Genomic DNA, 19,903 nt, shown 5'->3' with positions numbered 1-19,903 from the left:
GCCTGGGCTGGCAAAACCCCGCTTCCCATGATTACCCCCGAGGTTCCATGTCCGAGACGTCTCCGCGCGTTGGCCTTTTCGTCACCTGTCTGGTCGATCTCTTCCGCCCTTCCGTGGGCTTTGCGGCGGTCAAGCTGCTGGAAGATGCCGGCTGCACGGTGGAGGTGCCCGAGGCCCAGACCTGCTGCGGCCAGCCCGCCTTCAATTCAGGCGACCGCGCCAATGCGACAGCCCTTGCCCGCAACGTGATCGCCGCCTTCAAGGGCTATGATTATGTGGTGGCCCCTTCGGGCTCCTGCGGCGGCATGATCATCAAGCATTACCCGGACCTGTTCGAGCCCGGCACCACGGAACACGCCGAGGCCGAGGACTTGGCCACCCGTACCCATGAGCTCGTCTCCTTCCTCACCCGCATCCGGAAGGTGGAGAGGGTGGACGCGGAGTTCCCGGCGCGTGCGACCTACCACGACTCCTGCTCGGGCCTGCGCGAGCTCGGTATCCGCAACGAACCGCGGAAGCTGCTGGCAAGTGTTCAAGGCGTCACCTTGCGCGAGATGACGGATGCGGAGGTCTGCTGCGGCTTTGGCGGCACCTTCTGTGTCAAGTATCCCGGCATTTCAGACAAGATGCTGGAGAAAAAGCTCCGCAACATTGAGGCGACGGGCGCCGACACGCTGATTGCGGGGGATTTGGGCTGCCTCATGAACATGGCCGGAAAGCTGAAGCGCGTAGGAAGCCCCGTGAAGGTGCGCCACGTGGCCGAGGTGCTAGCCGGCGACTATGCAACCCCGCCCATCGCGGAGGCCGAATGATGGATATGTCCGCCACAGCATTCCCCGGAAATGTCTCGAAGGCCCTGGCCGACGGCAAGCTGCAATATGCGATGACGGAGACGGGCCCCCGCTTCATCGCCAAGCGCTCCAAGGCGCGGGAAGCCTTGCCAGAGTTCGATGCACTGCGGGACCAGTCGCGCGATATCAAAGACCATGTGCTGGACCATCTCGACCTCTATCTCGAACGCTATGAAGCGAAGGTGAAGGAGTCAGGCGGCCACGTGCACTGGGCGGACACGGCGGAGGACGCCCGCGCCGCCATCCTCGCAATCTGCCAGCAGGCGGGCGCCAGGCTCGTCACCAAGGGCAAGTCGATGATCTCGGAAGAGATCGATCTGAACCAGCACTTGTCCGAAAATGGCATCACGCCGGTTGAGACCGATCTCGGTGAATACATCATCCAGCTCCGCAATGAGCGGCCTTCCCACATCATCGCCCCCGCCGTGCATCTGACGCGCGATCAGGTGGAGGACGATTTCCGCAAGGCGCACACGCATCTGGACCCGAAGCGTGACCTGACCGAGATCCCCGCCCTCGTCGAAGAAGCGCGGGCCGTGCTGCGCCAGAAGTATCTCGAGGCCGATGTTGGCATCACCGGCGCCAATTTCCTGATTGCCGAAACCGGCACCTCGATCATCGTCACCAATGAGGGCAATGGCGATCTCACGCAGACATTGCCCAAGGTGCACATCGTGCTGGCCTCGATCGAGAAGATCGTTCCGACGCTGGAGGATGCTTCCACCATCCTGCGCGTCCTCGCGCGCTCCGCCACGGGCCAGGACTTCTCCAACTATACGACACTTTCAACCGGCGGCCGCCGGCCGGGAGACCTGGACGGGCCCATCGAATATCACGTGGTGATCCTGGACAATGGCCGCTCCAATGTGCTCGGCACAGAGTTCCAGGACATGCTGCGCTGCATCCGCTGCGGCGCCTGCCTCAACCACTGCCCGGTCTATAATGCGGTGGGTGGCCATGCCTATGGCTGGGTCTATCCCGGCCCAATCGGCTCAGTGGTCACACCGGCTCTCGTCGGCATCGAGAAGGCCAAGCATCTTCCCAACGCATCGACCTTCTGCGGCCGCTGCGAGGAGGTCTGCCCCATGCGAATTCCACTGCCCAAGATGCTGCGCCACTGGCGCGAGAAGGAATTCGAGCGCCACCTGCAGCCCCTCTCCGCCCGTTGGGGCCTGGGTGCCTGGGCCTTCCTGGCCAAGCGCCCCAAGCTCTACCGCCGCTTCACTGGGCTTGCAGCCCGCGTGCTGGGAAACCAGGCGCATGGCAAGGGCAGGCTTTCAAGCGTGCCGCTCGCTTCCGGATGGACGCAATTCCGGGATCTGCCGGCACCGCAGGGCAAGACCTTCCATCAACTCTGGAAGGAGCGCCGCACATGAGCGCGCGCGAAGCCATGCTGGCCCGCATCCGGTCCAAGCTGCCGAAAGCGCCGGAGGAGGCGCGCATTGCCGCCGTCGATGCCAGGCTCAAGGAACATCCGCGCAATCTGATCCCCCAGCGCGGCCAGGGTGACGATGAGCACCGCATCCACATCTTCACCGAGATGATGGAGGCAGTGGGCGGCAGTGTGGAAATCCTGACGGACATCAACGACGTGCCCCATGCCGTGGCGGATTATCTCCGGAACGCCAATCTCCCCGCCCATGTCAGGCGCGGCGCGGACCCTGTGCTGGCGCATCTGCCCTGGCACCGCGGCGGCATTCTCGACGTCGTCGAAGGCCGTGCCGAGGAGAGCGACCGCGCCTCGATCACCCGCGCCTTTGCGGGCGTGGCCGAATCCGGCACCATCATTCAGATTTCCGGGCCGGACAATCCGACGACGCTTAACTTCCTGCCCGAATCCCACATCGTGGTGCTCGAAACCTCCGCCCTGTTTGCAAGCTATGAAGAGGCCTGGAGCAAGCTTCGTGCCCTCATGGGCGAAGGCAACATGCCGCGCACGGTGAACATGATCTCCGGCCCCTCACGCACCGCCGACATCGAACAGACCATCGTTCGCCCAGCACATGGGCCCAAGAACATGCATGTGATCATTGTGCGCTAGGTCTTTATTCCGCGGCCCCCCACCCCTACCCCTCCCCACAAGGGGGAGAGGAGCCAAAACCGGCAATCTGCCGCCGAGCGTTTCCCTCCCCCTTGTGGGGAGGGGTAGGGGTGGGGGTGGTGCTGCACGCGCCAAACTCTTTTGACTTGTTGCGCAATCGCCGTCATTTTGCGCGTCCGTCACACACTACCAAATGGGGACCACAGATGAAGCTTTTGCGTTATGGGCCGAAGGGTAAGGAAAAGCCGGGCCTGCTCGACAAGGACGGCAAGATCCGCGATCTCTCCGCCGTGGTACCGGACATCACCGGCGAGACGATCGGACCCAAGGCCCTGGCGCGCCTGAAGAAGATCAAGCCGGAATCCCTGCCCCTGGTGCGGGGCAAGCCCCGGATCGGCGCCTGCATTGCCAATCCGCAGAAGTTCATCGCGATTGGCCTCAACTATTCAGACCATGCAGCAGAATCAGGCCTTGCCGTGCCGAAGGAGCCCGTTGTGTTCACCAAGCAGGTGAGCTGCGTGTCAGGCCCCTTCGATGACGTGACGATTCCCCCCAAGTCCAAGAAGTCGGACTGGGAAGTGGAGCTCGGCGTCATCATCGGCACCAAGGCCAAGAACATCAAGAAGAAGGACGCCCTCAACTATATCGCGGGCTATTGCACCATCAACGATCTGTCCGAGCGCGAATTCCAGGCGGAGCGTTCCGGCCAGTGGACCAAGGGCAAGTCCTATGACACCTTCGGCCCCGTGGGCCCCTGGCTGGTGACGGCGGACGAGGTGCCGAACCCGCAGAAGCTGCATATGTGGCTCGATCTCAACGGCAAGCGCGTGCAAGACGGCTCCACCGCCACCATGGTGTTCGGCGTGGCCCATATCGTGGCCTATCTCTCGGAGTTCTTCACGCTGATGCCGGGCGACATCATCACCACCGGCACGCCGCCGGGCGTGGGCATGGGCATGAAGCCGCCGCAATATCTGAAGCCGGGTGACACCATGAAGATCGGCATCGAAGGCCTGGGCGAACAGTTCCAGACCGTGCGCCGGGATAAGTAAGGCGGAGCGGCCTCACCACACACTCACCATGGCCGGGCATGACCCGGCCATCCTTTTTGGCGGCCACGGAAAAGGGGCGCCCGGATCAAGTCCGGGCGGGGTGAAGGCGGGTGTCTGCGGGGTGGTGGCCACGGGAAATCTTGCCCCTTGGCTCCCATTCCTCTAGATACCCGGCCAATCAAGCCGAGTTGTCCTGACATGAGCAAAGACCACCGCCCGAAGGCCCGCGTTGCCAAAGGGTTCCGCGATATTGGGCCCGATGAAATCCGCGGTGTCCGGCGCATGCTGGCAACGATCCAGCAGGTCTATGAATCCTATGGCTTCGAGCCGGTGGAGCAGCCCTTCATCGAATACACCGAAGCGCTGGGAAAATTCCTGCCCGATCAGGACCGGCCCAATGCCGGCGTCTTCTCCTTCCAGGACGATGACGACCAGTGGCTCTCGCTCCGCTATGATTTGACGGCCCCGCTGGCGCGCTTTGTCGCGGAAAACAATCAGAAGCTGCCGACGCCCTATCGCAGCTACCGCCAGGGCTGGGTGTTCCGCAACGAGAAGCCGGGGCCGGGCCGCTTCCGCCAGTTCATGCAGTTCGACGCAGACACGGTGGGCTCCGCCTCACCCGTGGCCGATGCCGAAGTCTGCATGATGGCGGCGGACACGATGGAGGCGCTGGGGCTGGAGCGCGGCCAGTATGTCATGAAGTTCAACAGCCGCAAGCTCCTGGACGGCTTCACCGAAACCTTCGGCATCGGCGAAGAGGTGAAGCTCACCTGGCTCCGCGCGCTGGACAAGCTGGATCGTCTCGGCAAGGAGGGCGTTGCACTTCTCTTGGGTGCTGGCCGCAAGGACGAGTCCGGCGATTTCACCAAGGGTGCGGGTCTCACTGATAAGCAGATCGAAGCGAGCCTCGGCTTTGCAACGGCCCTTGCACTCGACCCACAGTATGTAAGCGCCAGCAAGAGCGGCGAAGACGGCCTGCGCGATCTTGAAGCCATGCAGGCGCTGTTCGCCGCGGCGGGTTATGGCGCGGATCAGATCCGTTATGACAGTTCCGTCGTCCGCGGCCTCGAATACTACACAGGGCCCGTCTTCGAATGCGAACTCCTGATGGAGACCAAGGACGAAGACGGTAAAACCGTGCGCTTCGGTTCCGTCGGCGGCGGCGGGCGCTATGACGATCTTGTCGCGCGCTTCACCGGGCAGCAGGTGCCTGCCACCGGATTCTCCATCGGCGTGTCGCGGCTCTATTCGGCGCTGAAACTCGCAAAGCTTGCGGAAGAGTCTACAACGCTTGCTCCCGTTGTCGTGCTCGTCATGGACAAGGACCGGCAGGGCGATTACTGGCGCATGGTGCAGGCGCTTCGCAGAAACAACATCCGCGCAGAAATGTATGCAGGCACCGCCGGCATGAAAGCGCAGATGAAATATGCCGATAAGCGGGGCGCGCCCCTGGTCGTCATCCAGGGCGGTGACGAAAAGCTCAAGGGCGAAGTGCAGATCAAGGACCTTCGTCTGGGTTCCGAGCTTGCGGGCAACATCGCGTCCCGCGAAGAATATGCGTCCCAACGGCTCGCACAGTTCTCCGTGCCCGAAGCGGAGCTCGTGGCGGCGGTGAAGACGGCACTCGCCGGGTGAATTGCGATGGCCGGTAAGCCCAGTTCGGAACGTGAAGCCCTCGAGCGCCAGAACCAGGCGGTGATGGCGGTGTTTGAGCGCGCGGGCTTTGACCATATCGCACCGGACATCATCCAGCCCGCTGACATTTTCCTGGAGCGCTCGGGCGAAGACATCCGTGCACGGACCTTCGTGTTCACCGATCCGTCCGGTGCCGAAATGTGCTTGAGGCCCGATCTCACGGTTCCTGCCTGCCGCTATCATTTGAGCCATGCGGAAAACCCGGCAGCCGAGCGGCGCTATTGCTATCTGGGCCCCGCCTTCCGCTTCCCCGATGAATTGCTGAGCCCGCAGGAATTCACGCAAGCTGGCCTTGAATGGTTCGGCGCGCCTGAGCCCGTGGCGGCAGAGGCGCGCGTTCTGAAGCTGACGATTTCCGCATTGGAAGCGGCAGGCCTGGCGCGCTACCGCGTGAGCTTTGGCGACTTAGGCCTGTTCTCTGCCCTTCTCGAAGACACGGAGATGCCGGAGCGCTGGCGGCAAAGGCTGCGGCACCATTTCTGGCGGCCCCATGCTTTCCGCGATCTGCTCTCCTCCTTCTGCGAAGGAGGCCGCGCACGGCGAACCTCGATTTCACCGCTGGTAGACCGCGTGGCCGGTGGCGATGCGCTGGCGGTGGTGGAGGCGGAAATCGCCACCCGCAGGCTGCCGCTTGTGGGTGGGCGCGAGCTGCCAGAGATTGCGGCGCGGCTCGCCAACAAGGCGGCCGATCGTGGCGAGACGCCGCTGGCCGTCCCCAAGGCAGAGACGCTTAACGCGTATCTTGCAATTGCGGGCGAAGCGGCGGGCATTGATGCGCGCTTTGCGGCAATCGTGGGCGGTGCAGGCTTCAGCGCCGCGCGGGAGACCTATGCCCGGCGGCTTTTCGAGATGGAGGAACTGGGTCTCAACCCGCGCCGCTTCCATTTCGCGGCGGGCTTCGGACGCGAGCTGGAATATTATACGGGCTTCACCTTCCAGATCGAGGCGGACACGCCCCAGGGCGCGATCGCCGTCGCAGGCGGCGGGCGCTATGACAATCTGCTCTCGGACATGGGCTCCCCCGTGATGGTGCCTGCCGTGGGCTGCGCCATCCACACGGACCGCCTGAAAGCGGTGCTGGCATGAGCACGCTGACGCTTGCCATCCCCTCCAAGGGCCGGCTGATGGAGGCAACGGCAGAGCTCCTGGGCAAAGCCGGTTTCGAGATCGACCGGCAGGGCGCCGACCGTGGCTATCGCGGTGTGCTGAAGGGCATGAAGGGAGTCGAGATTGCCTTTCTCTCGGCGTCTGAAATCGCCCAGAACCTGCGGGACGGCAAGATCGAGCTGGGGGTGACCGGGCAGGATCTGCTGCAGGAGAAAATTCCGCCCGATGATGCGGCCGTTCAACTGCTCCTTAGGCTGGGCTTCGGCGCGGCGGATGTGGTGGTGGCGGTGCCCGATTGCTGGCTGGACGTTGCCACCATGGCCGACCTCGATGAGATTGCGGAAAGCTTCTATGAGCGCCATGGGCGGCGCATGCGGGTTGCCACCAAATATCACAATCTCACCAGGCGTTTCTTTGCTGAGAAGGGTGTGACCGGCTATCGCATCGTCGAGAGCCTGGGGGCCACCGAAGGCGCACCTGCGGCGGGGATTGCCGAAATCATCGTGGACATCACCACCACAGGCTCGACCTTGGCCGCCAATGCCTTGAAAATCCTGGATGATGGCGTGATCCTCAAATCCTGTGCGGTGCTGGCGGGCCGGGCGGCGGTGCTGGGGGAGCCCCGCGTGCAGCATCTTAAGGCTGTCTTATCCGCGATCACTTGAATGTGTGGAGCCTTTTCCCGCTCCGCGCGATAACCTCTCCCGAATGCCTTATTCTGGAGCCTGCCGATGAAAGCCGTGCTGACCGCCGCCGCCCTTCTGGCCCTGCTTGCTGGCCCTGCCCTCGCCGATGACATGGCCCCCGCCGCTCCGATCGCTGAAGCGCCCGCCCCTGACGCGATGACGGACGCCCCTCCCGCTGCCGAAATGATGCCGGACGCCCAGCCCGGTGCCGCAGCCCCCGGCATGGCTGAGCCCGAAATGCCGCCGGCTGGCCAGGAAGGCATGGCCACTCCGCCCGGTGGTGACGGCGGCTGCCACCATGGAAAGACAGTCGCGCTTACGAACTGAGCCAAATCCCCCGGCCAGTTCCCCAGCCCCTCCCGCATGCCCCTGCGGGAGGGGCCTTTCGTTTGGGGGGAAGCCCCGGCCTTGAATTTGACCCAGACTGGACTTAGCGCCAAAGCTTGCGTTTACGGCACCGAATCGGGAGACAGGAATGCGGAATTTCAAACTGGCGGCGGCGGCTCTGGCGGCTCTTCTCGCGGCAAGCGGCATGGCGCATGCGGGGGCGGCCTGCGGCGACTCGGCCAAAGGCTTCGATGGCTTCATCAAGCAGTTCAAGAAGGAAGCCGCGGCCGCAGGCGTGGGCGCCAAGGGCCTCTCGGCGCTGGACGGCGTTCAGTACCAGCCGGGCATCATCAAAAAGGACCGGGCGCAGAGCGTGTTCTCGCTGTCCTTCATGGACTTCCAGAAGCGCATGGTCTCGGCCTACCGCATCAAGGAGGGGGCCAACATCCTGCGCCAGAACAAGCAGATGTTCGATGCCATCCAGCGCCAATATGGCGTGCCGGGTGAGGTGCTCATCGCCTTCTGGGCCTTCGAGACGGATTTCGGCAAGAACATGGGCGATTTCGACACCATCTCCTCGCTTGCCACCCTCTCCTGGGATTGCCGCCGCCCGGACAAGTTCCGCGAACAGCTGATCGGCGCGCTGAAGCTTTATGAGAACGGCGATCTCGAACGCGAGGATATGCGCGGCGCCTGGGCGGGCGAAATCGGGCACACCCAGTTCCTGCCCAAGGAATATCTCGAAACCGCCGTCGACTTCGATGGTGATGGCCACCGCAACCTGCGCCGCTCGGTCCCCGATGCCATGGCCTCAGGGGCTGCCCTTCTGGTGAAGCATGGCTGGCAGGCCAACCAGCCCTGGATCGAGGAGGTGAAGATCACCAAGGACCTGCCCTGGGACCAGGCCGATATCGCCATCCAGCACCCGCGCAGCCAGTGGGTGAAATGGGGTGTGAAGGGCGTGGAAGGCAAGCTGAAGGCGGATAATTTCCCGGCCTCGCTGCTTCTCCCCATGGGCAAGGACGGGCCTGCCTTCCTCGCCTATGACAATTTCACCACGGCATATCTCAAGTGGAACGAGTCCCTCGTCTATTCGACGACGGCTGCCTACCTCGCAACCCGCATTGCCGGTGCAGGCCCCTTCGACCCCGGCCGCGGCACCGTCAATGCGCTGTCCTATCAGCAGATCATTGAGCTCCAGAAGATCCTCGTCTCCAAGGGCTATGACGTGGGCGACGTTGACGGCAAGCTCGGCAAGGCCACGCGCGAGGCGGTGAAGCAGGAGCAGCTGAAGATCGGCTGGCCGGCGGATTCCTATCCGACCGTCGAGTTCCTGCAGAAGCTCGGGGGCTAGCTCACTCGCGTCTCAGCGCCTCGATGGGATCGAGGCGCGCTGCGCGCCTGGCCGGGAAATAGCCGAAGACGACGCCGATCAGGGCGGAGACGGCGAAGGCCAGTGCAATCACCCGGATATCGGCATTGAAGGGAACGTCCATCAGTGCCGATCCGGCCGCCGCCAGGCCCAGTCCCAGCAGGATGCCGATGATGCCGCCGAACAGCGCGAGCACCACGCTCTCCACCAGGAACTGCGTCAGCACCTGACGCTCCAATGCGCCGATGGCCAGCCTGATGCCGATCTCGCGCGTGCGCTCCGTCACCGACACCAGCATGATGTTCATGATGCCGATGCCGCCGACGAGCAGCGACACGGCGGCAACTGCGCCCAAGAGTCCTGTCAGGATGGTCGTGGTCGAGGCCATGGTGGAAAGGATCTGAGTGAGATCCCGGATGGTGAAATCATCCTCTTCCCCCGGAACGATGCGGCGGCGCTCACGCAGCACGTCTTCCGCATCCCGCTGCACGCGGGCGATGTCGGCGGCCTCCGTCACCGAAATCGAAATGGTGCCGATCTTGGTGTTGCCCGCAATGCGGCGGTGATAGGTGCGTAAAGGAACGACCACGAGTGCATCCTGGTCGGTGCCGAAGGCGGACTGGCCCTTGGCGGCCAATCGCCCGATCACCTCACAGGAGAACGTGCCGAGTCTCAGCCGCTCGCCGATCGGATCCTGGCCGGCAAACAGTTCCCGCGTGAGGGTGGCGCCAATCAGGCAGACGGAGGTGCCGGCGCGCAATTCGCTTTCGGAAAAAACCCGGCCATCCTCCACCGTCCAGTCTTGAACGGGAAACCAGTCTGCATTGGTGCCAGTGACCGAGGCGTCATAGTTCAGCGCGCCGAACACCACCTTCATCTGCTTCTGCGCGGTGGGAGCGACGCCGCGGATGCCGGTCAGATTGCTTTTGAGAGCCGCCACGTCGCGCTCATCGAAGGAGCGGCTGTCGGTGGCGCCGCCGGGGCCGAAGGTGCTCTGGCCCGGCCGTACGATCAGCATGTTGCTGCCGAGCTTCGAGAGATTTTCCTGAACCTTGGAGGAGGCACCATTGCCGAGCGTCACCATGGCGATGACGGCGCCGACGCCGATCACAATGCCGAGCAGCGTCAGAACGGACCGCAGCACGTTGCGGCGGATCGAGGACAGCGCAAGCTTGACGGTTTCCCACAGCATCAGGCAGCAGCCCTCGCTTCATCGCTGGCGATGCGGCCATCGACAAAGCGGATCACGCGGTGCGCATAGGCTGCCATGTCCGGCTCGTGCGTGACCATGACGACGGTGATGCCCTGATCCTCATTGAGCCTGGCCAGCAGGTCCATGATCTCACGGCTGCGCTGGGTGTCGAGATTGCCGGTGGGCTCATCCGCCAGGAGAAGCAGCGGATCGGTGACGATGGCGCGCGCAATCGCCACGCGCTGCTGCTGGCCTCCCGAAAGCTCACCCGGCGTGTGGTGTTCGCGGCCTTCGAGGCCCACGTGATGGAGCGCCTGCAATGCGCGCTCCCGCCGCTCCCGCCTCGCCATGCCGCGATAGATCAGCGGCAGCTCCACATTCTCGATGGCCGTCGTGCGGTTCAGGAGATTGAAGCCCTGGAACACGAAGCCGATGAAGTTGCGCCTGAGAAGCGCGCGCTGATCCTGGCTCAGCCCATTGACCTCCGTACCGAGGAATTTGAAGCTGCCGCCCGACGGCCTGTCAAGGCAGCCGATGATGTTCATCGCCGTCGACTTGCCCGAGCCCGAAGGACCCATGATGGCGATGAACTCACCCTTGCTGATCGTCAGGTCCACACCTGCCAGCGCCCGCACCTGGCCTCCACCTTCGCCATAGGTGCGGGTCACGCGGGTGAAGGAGATGAGAGGGGGTGTGGCGTTCACGTGCCGCCCGTCCGCGAGGAGAGGATCACTTCATCACCTGGCTTGATATCGCCTGAGATGATCTGCGTGTCCTTTCCGTCCGAAACGCCGGCACGAACCTTCACGGCACTCGGCACGCCGTTTACCAGCACATGGACCGTGCGTTCGCCATCAGCCGAAGGTGCCGTATTCTTTTCGGACTTCGGCATGCGGGGAATGAACAGGTTCATGAGGCTGAAGCCACCTGACTTCTCCACCTTGGGCGGCGTGTAGCGCAGCGCGGCATTGGGAACCGACAGCGTATCCGGCACCTCCTGCGTCACGATCTGGGCCGTGGCCGTCATGCCGGGCCTGAGCAGCAGATCGCCATTGTCGACGGTCAGGATCGCCTTGTAGGTCACCACATTGTCAGTGACCTTGGGCGAGTATTCGATGGTGTCGATAATGGCGGGAAAGCTTTTGCCGGGATAGGCATCAACCGTGAAGCTGGCCTTCTGGCCCGCGGTGACGGCACCAATGTCGGCTTCATCGATGTCAGCCTCGAGCTGCATATGGGTCAAGTCCTCCGCCAGGGTGAACAGCACGGGCGCCTGCAGAGAAGAGGCGACGGTCTGCCCCGGCTCCGCGTCGCGCTTCAGCACGATGCCGTTGACGGGTGAGAGAATGCGCGTCTTGGTGAGGTCGGTCTCGTTCATTGCGAGTTCGGCCTTGGCAACCGCGATATCGGCTTCCGCAGCCACGACGCCCGCTTGCGCGCGGGACTGGGCGGCACGCGCGGTATCCAGATCCTGGGTGGAGGAGATGCCCTGCTTGCTCAGCCGCTCCGAGCGCTGGAAGATCAGCTGCTTTTCCAGCAGCGTCGCCTTGGCATCCTCCAGCCGCGCTTCAGTTGCGGCGAGAGACGCCCTGCTGCGGGCCAGCTCCGCTTCCAGCCGCTCCGTGTCGAGGCTGGCCAGCACGTCATCCTTCTTGACCAAGCTGTTGGCCTTGACATTGACCGAGCGGATCACGCCCGAACGCTCGCTCGAAACTTCAACTTCGGTGGTGGGTTGAATGTTGCCGGTGGCTTGCACCTGCACCACGATGGTCTTGACCGCTGCGGGCGCCGTCTCATAGCTGATGGCCGTCCCCGAGCCCTGGCTTCTCACCATCCACCAACCCGCGAGGCCGAGGAGCAGTGCCAGGATCACCAGCCAGAGCAGGCGGCGGCGCCAGACTTTCGTGCGGCTTTTTGCGTCAAGCCCGAGGATGGCGTCGATTTCAGCAGTGCTGGGTGGGGTTTGAATATTCATCTGTTCCAGGTTTCTCGTGTCCCCTTAGACGGAAATGGCGGCACAAATCCGGCGCGGGAGAGATTTGCAACGCTTGCAACGCCTGATATGACCCCGCCATGACCGATATCAAGTTCGAAAAGGCGCCGGATGGCACGGCCATAGCCTTCCGGGAAGACGGAAAGGCCGATTTGGGCCGCTGCGGCATCTTTTGGCTCGGGGGTTACAAATCGGACATGGAAGGGGCCAAGGCCGAAGCGCTGGCAAGTCTGGCGCGGGAGAAGCGCCGTCCCAATCTGCGTTTCGACTATTCGGGCCATGGCGCATCTGAGGGCCTGTTCGTGGATGGTACGATCTCCTCCTGGCTGGAACAGTCCTGCCACATGTTCCTCGCCCATGCGCAGGGCCCGCGCATTGTCGTGGGGTCCAGCATGGGAGGCTGGCTGGCCTTGCTGCTCTACCGCCATCTGGCGCGGGCAAACCCCATTGCCGCCCGCCGGATCAAGGGCCTGGTGCTGCTCGCCCCCGCCGCCGACATGACGGAGGAGCTGATGTGGAACACCTTCCCGCCGGAGGTGCGCGAGGAGCTCGAAGAGAAGGGCGTGTGGATGCGCCCTTCGGACTATGGCGAACCCTATGCCATCACCAAGCGGCTGATCGATGATGGCGGCAAGCATCTGATGCTTCAGCAGGGCCTCACCGTTCAGTGCCCGGTCCGCATCCTGCAGGGGGACCAGGACCCGGACGTGCCGGCCGCCCATGCCGTCAAGGTCTTCGGAAGCCTCCGCGGCGGGGACGTGACGCTGACGCTGATCAAGGGCGGCGATCACCGCCTGTCCACCCCCGGTCATCTGACGCTGCTGCGCGAAACCGTGCTCCGCCTGGCAGAGCGCGCCGACGGGGTGAATGTTTGAGGTTCGGAGCGAAGAGCGGCTGTGCTGCCGTCACGCCTTCAGATCGCGCGCGATGGCGGTGAGGCCTTCGCGGTAGCTGGGGTAGAGCAGCTGCAATCCAAGCTCCGATTTCAGGCGGGCGTTCGAAACGCGTTTTGAATCGGCATAGAAGCTCCGCGCCATGGGGGAGAGTTGGGCCTCCTCGAAAGGGATGGCGGGCGGCACCGGCAGGCCCAGGAGCCTGGCACCGAATTCCACCACATCCTGCGGCGGGCAGGGCTCGTCATCACAGACATTATAGGCGCGGCCGGGCATGGGCCGCGCAATCGAAGCTTCGAGCGTTCCGGCGATATCTTCCACATGGATGCGGCTGAAGATCTGGCCTTCCTTGATCACGCGCTTTGCCGTGCCATCAAGCAGCGACAGAAGCTGGTTGCGGCCAGGCCCATAAATTCCCGCCAGCCGGAAGACATGCACGGGAAGACGGTTCGCGCGCCACAGATCGAGCCACTGCGCTTCGGCGAGCAGGCGCTTGTGGCCGCGCTCGGTATTGGGGGTGAGGGGTGTATCCTCCGTCACGAGCCCGCCGCCGTGATCGCCATAAACCCCTGTGGTCGAGAGATAGCCGATCCACTGGAACTGCGCCGCACGGCGCGCAAAATCCGCCGCGTGAAGGCGCAGCACAGGGTCCCCGTCAGCACCGGGAGGGGCCGAGATGACAACATGGGTCACACCCTCCAGCGCGCCCTCGGGAAGCGGGGCCGTGCCGTCAAACACATGCGCACCATAACCCAGCGCATGGATCGCTTGGGCCCCTTCCGCACTGCGGCTGGTGGCCGACACGGCCCAGCCCTGCGGCCGAAGGTGCTGCGCCAGCACCCTGGCGGAAAAGCCCAGGCCGAAGAAAAGAATATGGTTCATGCCGTCTCCCACTCGCGGCGGACATCCATGTCTGCCTCGCTGTTCATCAAGTCGTTACGCAGCGCCGCGAACTCTGGTTTGGCGGTGAGGCGGGAGAGGGCCCACACGGCCATGGCCCGGACCAGCGGCGAAGGATCGCTGAGCAGCGCCGTCACCTTGGGCACCAATGCAGTGTCACCGCTGTTCCCCGCCGCGATCAGCACATTGCGGAGGAAGCGGTTGCGCCCGCTGCGCTTCACCGGAGAGGCCGTGAACAGCGCGCGGAAAGCGGCATCGTCCAGCTCCAGCAGCTGAGAGAGGGGAGGCGACGTCAACGCGTCACGTGCCAGAAGCCTTGCATCGCTGGCGGCTGCGGCGAACTTGTTCCATGGGCACACCGCCAGGCAATCGTCACAGCCATAGATGCGGTTTCCCATGGCCACACGAAACTCAGGCGCAATATGGCCTTCATGTTCGATGGTGAGATAAGAGATACAGCGCCGCGCATCGAGCTGGTAGGGCGCGGGGAATGCGGCGGTGGGGCAGATATCAAGGCAGGCGCGGCAGCTCCCGCAGTGATCCTGCTCCGGCGCATCGGGTTCGATCTCTGCTGTTGTGAAGATCGTGCCGATGAAGAACCACGAGCCCAGCTCGCGTGACACGAGGTTGGTGTGCTTTCCCTGCCAGCCAAGCCCTGCCTTCTGCGCCAGCGGCTTTTCCATGACCGGGGCCGTATCGAGAAAAACCTTCACCTTCGTCTTGGCGCGGTGTGACAGCCATTGCCCCAGGCGCTTGAGCTTTCCCTTGACGAGCAGATGATAATCCCGGTTCAGCGCATAGCTGGCGATAACGCCGGATTGCTTGTCCTGCAACCGCTCCAGCGGATCGAATTCCTGCCCATAACTGTGCGCCAGCACAATGGCGCTCTTCGCCTCCGGCCATAGGGAGAGGGGGCTTCCGCGCCGCTCTTCCGTCTCTGCCATCCAGGCCATGTCGCCGTGGCGGCCTTCGGCGATGAACGCCCGGAGACGGGCCTGCTGCTCCAGATCATGCGCAAGGCGGGCAAAGCGCGGCGTGCTGAAGCCTTCGGCCTGGGCCTTCTGCCCGATCTCCTGGCGAAGCCCGGACACGCCTAGAAATCGAGGTCCGCGTAATGTGGCCCAGGCGCCATGCCGCGCACCGTGTCAGCCAGCAGCGGGCGGAAGGAGGGCCTGGACTTCATCCGCTGATACCAGGATTTCGCTGCAGGATAATCAGTCCACGGAACATCGCCGAAATAGTCGACCGCGGAAATGTGGGCCGCCGCCGCGAGATCGGCGAGGGAAAGCTCGTCACCCGCAAGCCAGGCGCGGTGATCGGTGAGATGGGCAATGTAGTCGAGGTGATCGCGCAGCCGCGTCATCGCCTGGCGCACGCGGGAGGTATCGGGGCCGCCGCCGCCCTTGTCACGCCGCAGGAACCGGCGGATCACCTTTTCCGTCACCACGGGTTCGGAGACCTCGGCGTAGAACTTGCTGTCGAACCAGCCGGTAAGCCGCCTCACCTCGGCGCGCTCGAACACGTCACCCGGAATGAGCGCCACGCGCGAGGACTTGGTTTCTTCCAGATATTCGCCAATGGCCTCAATGCCGCAGAGTGGCGTTGAGGCATCTTCGAGATAGACCGGCACGGTGCCCGCAGGGTTCAGCTCGAAGATATCGGGGCTGGGCCCCCACGGCTCCTCATCGATCAGTTCCACCGGCACGCCGTACTCGGCGAGCGAAAGCCGCAATCTGCGGCTGAAGGGATCGAGTGTGAAATGGATAAGCGATGGCATTTTAGGACGAAATTAACCCTGACGCTGGCTACTCTGAGGGGGCGGAATCTCTGCCGCAATTGCGCCCGATGAAGGGCGCGTATAAAACGCGCGCGCCCTCCCCGGCAAGCGAATCCGACCAGACCCACGTTCAGCCCAGAGTTGCCATTCCATGCTCATCCTTCAGATTGTCGTGCTGGCGCTCATTCAGGGCATCACCGAGTTTCTGCCCATTTCCTCCTCCGGACACCTGCTCCTGGTGCCCGTCATCACCGGCTGGCCGGACCAGGGTATCCTGACGGATGTGATGGTCCACATGGGCTCCTTCCTGGCTGTCGTTGTCTATTTCTGGCGCGATTGCGTGAACCTGGTGCTTGGCACCTTTGACCTGTTGCGCGGGCGGGTCACGGCCTGGGGCAAGCTTGCCATGCTGCTCATCCTCGGCACAATTCCGGCGGTGGTCGTGGGCCTCGTGCTTGACAAGCTGGGCTTCATGGAAATCGTGCGCCACATGCCCGAAGTCGTGGCCTGGAACGCTATCATCTTCGGCACGCTGCTTTACCTCTGTGACCGTTTCGGCCTGTCAGCGCGGCGGATGTCGGACATGACCTGGGCGCCCGCCCTGATCATCGGGCTCGCCCAGGCGGTTGCCATCATCCCCGGCGTCAGCCGCTCCGGTATCACCATGACGGCCGCCCGCGCGCTGGGCTTCGAGCGGCCTGAATCGGCGCGCTTCGCCTTCCTGCTTGGCATTCCGGCGATTGCCGGTGCGGGCATCCTCAAGCTGGGCGAGGCCGTGCATGCGGGGGACACCATCAGCTTCGGCATGGTGCTGACGGCCATCCTCACCTTCTTCGTGGCCCTCGGCACCATCACGGTGCTGATGAAGCTCGTGAAATACATGAGCTTCCTGCCCTTCGCCATCTACCGTGTGGCGCTGGGCGTCATCCTGCTGGTGGTGATCTACTCCGGAATTCCCTTGGGCGCGGTGAACTGACCGGCCTTGCGGTAGCGGTACAGATAGCCGGGAACGATCCCCTCGATCCCCTGGGGCGTCACCCCCAGCCCAGCAAGCGTGCGCTCCTCGCGGCGGGCTTCCTCGCTCACCACATTGTCGTAGCGCAGGAGTTCCACCTGGTCGGTGGTGAGAAGCGGATTGGGGAGAAGCCCCAGGATGGCGGCCTGGATCTTGGCGATGCTCCAGGGAAGCGGCAGCAGCAGGCGCTTGCGCCCGATCGTATCGAGCGTGAACTGCATCAGCTTCCGGAAGGAGAGGATTTCAGGCCCGCCCAGCTCGTAGACGCGGCCATCGGCATCGCCCTTGTCGATGAGGCGGGCCACGGCCTCACCCACATCGCCCGCGAAGACCGGCTGGAACTGCGTCTCCCCGCCGCCGATCAGCGGCAGGAAGGGAGAGAAGCGGGCGAGTTCCGCAAAGCGGTTGAAGAAGGAATCCTCCGGCCCGAACACGATCGAGGGCCGGAGCACGATGGCGCCCGGAAACTGGGCCCGCGCCCGCTTTTCGCCCTCGGCCTTGCTGCGGGCATAGGCGGCCGTCGAAGTCTCGTCCGCACCGATCGCCGACATCTGGATGAACAATCGTGCCTTCGCAGCCTTGGCGGCCCTGGCGGAGGCCTCCGCCCCGAACACATGAACGGCATCGAAGCTCTGGGCGCCCCCCGAATGCAGCACGCCCGTCAGGTTGATGACGGCATATGCCCCTTCGCAGGCCGCGGCGAGGGAGGCCGGATAGCGCACATTGGCCTGCACCATCATGATCTGGCCGGTGTTGCCCAGGGGCTGCAGATGCCCCCCGAGATCGGGCCTGCGGCAGGCAACCCGGATGCGATAGCCGCGCCTGGCCAGCGCCCGGACGATGTGCCGGCCGACGAAGCCCGAACCGCCGATGATGGTGATGAGTCTGTCGGATGGCTGAACGAGCACGGATGACACCCCTGGTTTTCGGATTTGACGCGCCTTTTAACGCCGCAACCCCGCATATGCAAAGGCCATCAGCGGCAACGAGGGCATTGGTGAATGCTTCGGTTGACAGGCGCCTGATGCCTCTCTAAGAGACCCCCTCGCTGCCCAGATGGCGGAATTGGTAGACGCACTAGTTTCAGGTACTAGCGCTGAAAGGCGTGGAGGTTCGAGTCCTCTTCTGGGCACCATTCTTTAAAGATTCGGCAAACGGCGGGACCCTCCGATGGCGATCAAGCTTTACAAGGGCGACCTGCCCCCGGGTGTGGATTTCGGTTCCTCGGTTGCCGTTGACACCGAAACCCTGGGCCTCGTTCCGCGCCGGGACAAGCTTTGCCTCGTGCAGCTGTCCGCGGGCGACGGCAATGCCCATCTCGTGCAGCTGGACCGCACGAATTATGAGGCGCCCAATCTCAAGGCGCTGTTCGCCGATCCGGCCGTCACCAAGATCTTTCACTACGCCCGCTTTGACGTGGCGGTGATCAAATACTATCTGGGTGTCGAGGTTTCGCCGCTTTACTGCACCAAGATCGCCTCCAAGCTGACCCGCACCTACACCGACAGGCATGGTCTGAAGGACCTGATCAAGGAGCTTCTGGGCATCGAACTCAACAAGCAGCAGCAAAGCTCGGACTGGGGCGCCCATGTCCTCTCCGACGCGCAGAAGCAATATGCCGCGCAGGACGTGCTCTATCTGCATGAGCTGAAGTCCAGGCTTGACCAGATGCTGGCCCGTGAAGGCCGTGAACAGGTGGCCCGCGCCTGCTTCGACTTCGTGCCCACACGCGCCGGGCTCGACCTTGCGGGCTGGACCGAGGAAGATGTCTTCGCCCACTGACCCCGCACGAAGGGCCGTCAGGAGCGCCGCCGTGGCGCGCGTCCTGAGCTGGCTTGCCGCTGCAATCGGCATTGGCTTCGTGATTGCCTTCCTGGCTCAGGCAGGCCTGTTCCAGCTGCTTCTTCCAAGGCAGATTGCGCCGCCACCACCGGATGTGAGGCCGGATCAGATTACGGCAGGCACTTCAACCGTGAGCGGCATAGACGATTCGAAGCAGCCTTATCAGGTTGAGGCAACCCGGGGCTGGCAGGATGACGCGACGCCCAATCTGGTTCACCTGGAAGAGCCCCGCGGCGTGTTCCGCCGCGCCAGCGGCACCCAATATACGATCACCGGTGTCACCGGCAACTATGACACAAAGTTGAAGACACTCGATCTGAAGGGCAATGTGGTCCTTCAGCAGAAGGATCGCTTCACGGCGCACATGGAAACGGCCAATATCGCGGTCAAGCAGAAGACGCTCGTCTCGAACGGACCCGTCACCGCCAACTTCGCGTCGGGCACGGTCAATGCGCACGGCATGCAAATAACCGATGACGGTGCGCGAATTCTGTTCTTGAATGGCGTCAAGGCGCGTTTCAGTGCGCAACAAGGCAAGGGAGAGACCAATCCATGACTTTGAGGCTCGCCGCCGCCGGCGCCGCGGCATTGTTCCTGTTCACCGCCGGGCCGTTGCTGGCCCAGACCGAAACCACGGCCCCAGCGAAATCGGACACCAAGTCCGACGCAAAGACCGGCAGCAAGACGGATGCGAAGACAGACGGCAAGGCAGCGAAAGCAGCAAAGCCGCCGGTGCCGGTGGACATCGTGGCCAATGAGATGGAAATTCTCGATACTGAAAAGAAGGCCGTGTTCCGCGGCGCTGTCGATGCCACCAAGGGGACGACCAACCTCAAATCCGACACGCTGACGGTGACCTACGCCGATGTGAAGCAGCCGGACGGCACCACCAAGACCGATGCAACCGATCTCGACGCCAAGGGCAACGTCAAGATCACCACTCCCAAGGAAACGATCACTGGCGACTGGGCAAAATACGATCCCCAGACGGAAAAGCTGGTGGTGGGCGGCAAAGTGAAGCTGGTGCAGGGCACGACCGTGCTTGTCGGCAACGAGCTCCATTCCGATCTCAAGACCAGCCGGACGCAGATGACGGGCGGGCGGGTCAAGGGAAGCTTCCTTCCCAAATGACCAGCCAATCCAAAATTAACCTATTTGGC

At 63.5% G+C, this 19,903-nt stretch carries 21 protein-coding genes and 1 tRNA gene; 15 read left to right on the top strand and 7 right to left on the bottom strand.

All coding sequences use genetic code 11. From position 1 onward, the window contains the following. Positions 1-47 precede the first annotated feature (47 nt). The 9 genes from ACO06F_RS10705 (at position 48) to ACO06F_RS10665 (ending at position 9,113) form a co-directional block, all read left to right on the top strand. Entirely contained in the window at positions 48-812 is a 765-nt protein-coding gene (locus ACO06F_RS10705) for a (Fe-S)-binding protein (RefSeq protein ID WP_421692747.1), read from the top strand. Next, positions 812-2,227, top strand: a complete 1,416-nt coding sequence (locus ACO06F_RS10700) for a LutB/LldF family L-lactate oxidation iron-sulfur protein (RefSeq protein ID WP_421696661.1) — start codon at positions 812-814, stop codon at positions 2,225-2,227. Before ACO06F_RS10705 ends, ACO06F_RS10700 begins: the two co-directional genes overlap by 1 nt. Continuing rightward, positions 2,224-2,892: a LutC/YkgG family protein gene (locus ACO06F_RS10695; protein ID WP_421692746.1), complete on the top strand. Its 669-nt coding sequence runs from the start codon at positions 2,224-2,226 to the stop codon at positions 2,890-2,892. Before ACO06F_RS10700 ends, ACO06F_RS10695 begins: the two co-directional genes overlap by 4 nt. Positions 2,893-3,098: 206 nt before the next feature. Then, complete coding sequence (locus ACO06F_RS10690; protein WP_421692745.1) at positions 3,099-3,944, top strand: fumarylacetoacetate hydrolase family protein; 846 nt, start codon at positions 3,099-3,101, stop codon at positions 3,942-3,944. Positions 3,945-4,142: 198 nt separating this feature from the next. Further along, complete coding sequence (gene hisS / locus ACO06F_RS10685) at positions 4,143-5,579, top strand: histidine--tRNA ligase (RefSeq protein ID WP_421692744.1); 1,437 nt, start codon at positions 4,143-4,145, stop codon at positions 5,577-5,579. A gap of 6 nt (positions 5,580-5,585) precedes the next feature. Beyond that, entirely contained in the window at positions 5,586-6,725 is a 1,140-nt protein-coding gene (locus ACO06F_RS10680; RefSeq protein WP_421692743.1) for an ATP phosphoribosyltransferase regulatory subunit, read from the top strand. Further along, positions 6,722-7,411 carry an ATP phosphoribosyltransferase gene (gene hisG, locus ACO06F_RS10675; RefSeq protein WP_421692742.1) on the top strand — a complete coding sequence of 230 codons (690 nt, stop codon included), beginning with the start codon at positions 6,722-6,724 and terminating at the stop codon, positions 7,409-7,411. The genes ACO06F_RS10680 and hisG overlap by 4 nt, the downstream gene beginning before the upstream one ends. Positions 7,412-7,477: 66 nt before the next feature. Next, positions 7,478-7,759, top strand: a complete 282-nt coding sequence (locus ACO06F_RS10670; protein ID WP_421692741.1) for a hypothetical protein — start codon at positions 7,478-7,480, stop codon at positions 7,757-7,759. A gap of 148 nt (positions 7,760-7,907) precedes the next feature. Continuing rightward, positions 7,908-9,113 carry a lytic murein transglycosylase gene (locus tag ACO06F_RS10665; protein ID WP_421692740.1) on the top strand — a complete coding sequence of 402 codons (1,206 nt, stop codon included), beginning with the start codon at positions 7,908-7,910 and terminating at the stop codon, positions 9,111-9,113. A gap of 1 nt (position 9,114) precedes the next feature. Here the strand turns inward: ACO06F_RS10665 and ACO06F_RS10660 are convergent, their stop codons facing one another. Genes ACO06F_RS10660 through ACO06F_RS10650 form a run of 3 tightly spaced genes read right to left on the bottom strand, consistent with a single transcriptional unit; the run spans position 9,115 to position 12,298 of the window. Next, entirely contained in the window at positions 9,115-10,323 is a 1,209-nt protein-coding gene (locus ACO06F_RS10660; RefSeq protein WP_421692739.1) for an ABC transporter permease, read from the bottom strand. After that, positions 10,323-11,027 (bottom strand): ABC transporter ATP-binding protein, encoded by a 705-nt coding sequence (locus tag ACO06F_RS10655; protein WP_421692738.1) that lies wholly within the window; start codon positions 11,025-11,027, stop codon positions 10,323-10,325. The genes ACO06F_RS10660 and ACO06F_RS10655 overlap by 1 nt, the downstream gene beginning before the upstream one ends. Further along, positions 11,024-12,298 (bottom strand): efflux RND transporter periplasmic adaptor subunit, encoded by a 1,275-nt coding sequence (locus tag ACO06F_RS10650; protein WP_421692737.1) that lies wholly within the window; start codon positions 12,296-12,298, stop codon positions 11,024-11,026. The genes ACO06F_RS10655 and ACO06F_RS10650 overlap by 4 nt, the downstream gene beginning before the upstream one ends. A 98-nt stretch (positions 12,299-12,396) precedes the next feature. Here ACO06F_RS10650 and ACO06F_RS10645 point away from each other — a divergent pair, with 98 nt between their 5' ends. After that, complete coding sequence (locus ACO06F_RS10645; protein WP_421692736.1) at positions 12,397-13,191, top strand: alpha/beta hydrolase; 795 nt, start codon at positions 12,397-12,399, stop codon at positions 13,189-13,191. Between the two features lie 30 nt (positions 13,192-13,221). On the opposite strand, the gene ACO06F_RS10640 is transcribed toward ACO06F_RS10645, so the two are convergent. Genes ACO06F_RS10640 through ACO06F_RS10630 form a run of 3 tightly spaced genes read right to left on the bottom strand, consistent with a single transcriptional unit; the run spans position 13,222 to position 15,886 of the window. Continuing rightward, the gene (locus tag ACO06F_RS10640; RefSeq protein WP_421692735.1) at positions 13,222-14,091 is read right to left on the bottom strand and encodes an SDR family oxidoreductase; all 870 of its coding nucleotides are present in this window, start codon (positions 14,089-14,091) and stop codon (positions 13,222-13,224) included. After that, on the bottom strand, positions 14,088-15,200 hold the full coding sequence (gene queG, locus ACO06F_RS10635) for a tRNA epoxyqueuosine(34) reductase QueG (protein WP_421692734.1): 1,113 nt from the start codon (positions 15,198-15,200) through the stop codon (positions 14,088-14,090). The genes ACO06F_RS10640 and queG overlap by 4 nt, the downstream gene beginning before the upstream one ends. Positions 15,201-15,202: 2 nt before the next feature. Beyond that, positions 15,203-15,886 (bottom strand): glutathione S-transferase family protein, encoded by a 684-nt coding sequence (locus ACO06F_RS10630; protein ID WP_421692733.1) that lies wholly within the window; start codon positions 15,884-15,886, stop codon positions 15,203-15,205. Positions 15,887-16,037: 151 nt separating this feature from the next. Between ACO06F_RS10630 and ACO06F_RS10625 the strand changes: the two genes are divergently transcribed. Beyond that, positions 16,038-16,862 carry an undecaprenyl-diphosphate phosphatase gene (locus tag ACO06F_RS10625; RefSeq protein WP_421692732.1) on the top strand — a complete coding sequence of 275 codons (825 nt, stop codon included), beginning with the start codon at positions 16,038-16,040 and terminating at the stop codon, positions 16,860-16,862. Here the strand turns inward: ACO06F_RS10625 and ACO06F_RS10620 are convergent. Beyond that, entirely contained in the window at positions 16,829-17,818 is a 990-nt protein-coding gene (locus ACO06F_RS10620) for a complex I NDUFA9 subunit family protein (RefSeq protein WP_421692731.1), read from the bottom strand. The two genes, ACO06F_RS10625 and ACO06F_RS10620, sit on opposite strands and share 34 nt — an antisense overlap. Before the next feature lie 133 nt (positions 17,819-17,951). On the opposite strand from ACO06F_RS10620, the gene ACO06F_RS10615 reads away from it, so the two are divergent. From ACO06F_RS10615 to ACO06F_RS10600, 4 genes are all read left to right on the top strand, one after another. After that, positions 17,952-18,036: transfer RNA gene (locus tag ACO06F_RS10615), tRNA-Leu, on the top strand. Between the two features lie 35 nt (positions 18,037-18,071). Then, on the top strand, positions 18,072-18,683 hold the full coding sequence (locus tag ACO06F_RS10610) for a ribonuclease D (protein ID WP_421692730.1): 612 nt from the start codon (positions 18,072-18,074) through the stop codon (positions 18,681-18,683). A gap of 31 nt (positions 18,684-18,714) precedes the next feature. Next, on the top strand, positions 18,715-19,299 hold the full coding sequence (gene lptC / locus ACO06F_RS10605) for an LPS export ABC transporter periplasmic protein LptC (protein ID WP_421692729.1): 585 nt from the start codon (positions 18,715-18,717) through the stop codon (positions 19,297-19,299). Beyond that, complete coding sequence (locus ACO06F_RS10600) at positions 19,296-19,874, top strand: LptA/OstA family protein (RefSeq protein ID WP_421692728.1); 579 nt, start codon at positions 19,296-19,298, stop codon at positions 19,872-19,874. The genes lptC and ACO06F_RS10600 overlap by 4 nt, the downstream gene beginning before the upstream one ends. The last annotated feature ends 29 nt before the right edge of the window (positions 19,875-19,903 follow it).

This window comes from Aestuariivirga sp. (assembly GCF_965227715.1).
Classification (GTDB): Bacteria; Pseudomonadota; Alphaproteobacteria; order Rhizobiales; family Aestuariivirgaceae; genus Aestuariivirga.
Note: the sequence above shows the minus strand (reverse complement) of the source record. Positions and strands in the feature narration are given on the sequence as shown.

Excerpts from the sequence above, each read along its gene's own strand:
- hisG (WP_421692742.1), top strand. The coding sequence starts at position 6,722 with ATGAGCACGCTGACGCTTGCCATCCCCTCCAAGGGCCGGCTGATGGAG.
- ACO06F_RS10690 (WP_421692745.1), top strand. The coding sequence starts at position 3,099 with ATGAAGCTTTTGCGTTATGGGCCGAAGGGTAAGGAAAAGCCGGGCCTG.
- ACO06F_RS10680 (WP_421692743.1), top strand. The coding sequence starts at position 5,586 with ATGGCCGGTAAGCCCAGTTCGGAACGTGAAGCCCTCGAGCGCCAGAAC.
- ACO06F_RS10660 (WP_421692739.1), bottom strand. The coding sequence starts at position 10,323 with ATGCTGTGGGAAACCGTCAAGCTTGCGCTGTCCTCGATCCGCCGCAAC.
- hisS (WP_421692744.1), top strand. The coding sequence starts at position 4,143 with ATGAGCAAAGACCACCGCCCGAAGGCCCGCGTTGCCAAAGGGTTCCGC.
- ACO06F_RS10670 (WP_421692741.1), top strand. The coding sequence starts at position 7,478 with ATGAAAGCCGTGCTGACCGCCGCCGCCCTTCTGGCCCTGCTTGCTGGC.
- ACO06F_RS10600 (WP_421692728.1), top strand. The coding sequence starts at position 19,296 with ATGACTTTGAGGCTCGCCGCCGCCGGCGCCGCGGCATTGTTCCTGTTC.
- ACO06F_RS10645 (WP_421692736.1), top strand. The coding sequence starts at position 12,397 with ATGACCGATATCAAGTTCGAAAAGGCGCCGGATGGCACGGCCATAGCC.
- ACO06F_RS10625 (WP_421692732.1), top strand. The coding sequence starts at position 16,038 with ATGCTCATCCTTCAGATTGTCGTGCTGGCGCTCATTCAGGGCATCACC.
- ACO06F_RS10665 (WP_421692740.1), top strand. The coding sequence starts at position 7,908 with ATGCGGAATTTCAAACTGGCGGCGGCGGCTCTGGCGGCTCTTCTCGCG.
- ACO06F_RS10640 (WP_421692735.1), bottom strand. The coding sequence starts at position 14,091 with ATGAACCATATTCTTTTCTTCGGCCTGGGCTTTTCCGCCAGGGTGCTG.
- ACO06F_RS10695 (WP_421692746.1), top strand. The coding sequence starts at position 2,224 with ATGAGCGCGCGCGAAGCCATGCTGGCCCGCATCCGGTCCAAGCTGCCG.
- ACO06F_RS10700 (WP_421696661.1), top strand. The coding sequence starts at position 812 with ATGGATATGTCCGCCACAGCATTCCCCGGAAATGTCTCGAAGGCCCTG.
- ACO06F_RS10650 (WP_421692737.1), bottom strand. The coding sequence starts at position 12,298 with ATGAATATTCAAACCCCACCCAGCACTGCTGAAATCGACGCCATCCTC.
- ACO06F_RS10705 (WP_421692747.1), top strand. The coding sequence starts at position 48 with ATGTCCGAGACGTCTCCGCGCGTTGGCCTTTTCGTCACCTGTCTGGTC.
- ACO06F_RS10610 (WP_421692730.1), top strand. The coding sequence starts at position 18,072 with ATGGCGATCAAGCTTTACAAGGGCGACCTGCCCCCGGGTGTGGATTTC.
- ACO06F_RS10630 (WP_421692733.1), bottom strand. The coding sequence starts at position 15,886 with ATGCCATCGCTTATCCATTTCACACTCGATCCCTTCAGCCGCAGATTG.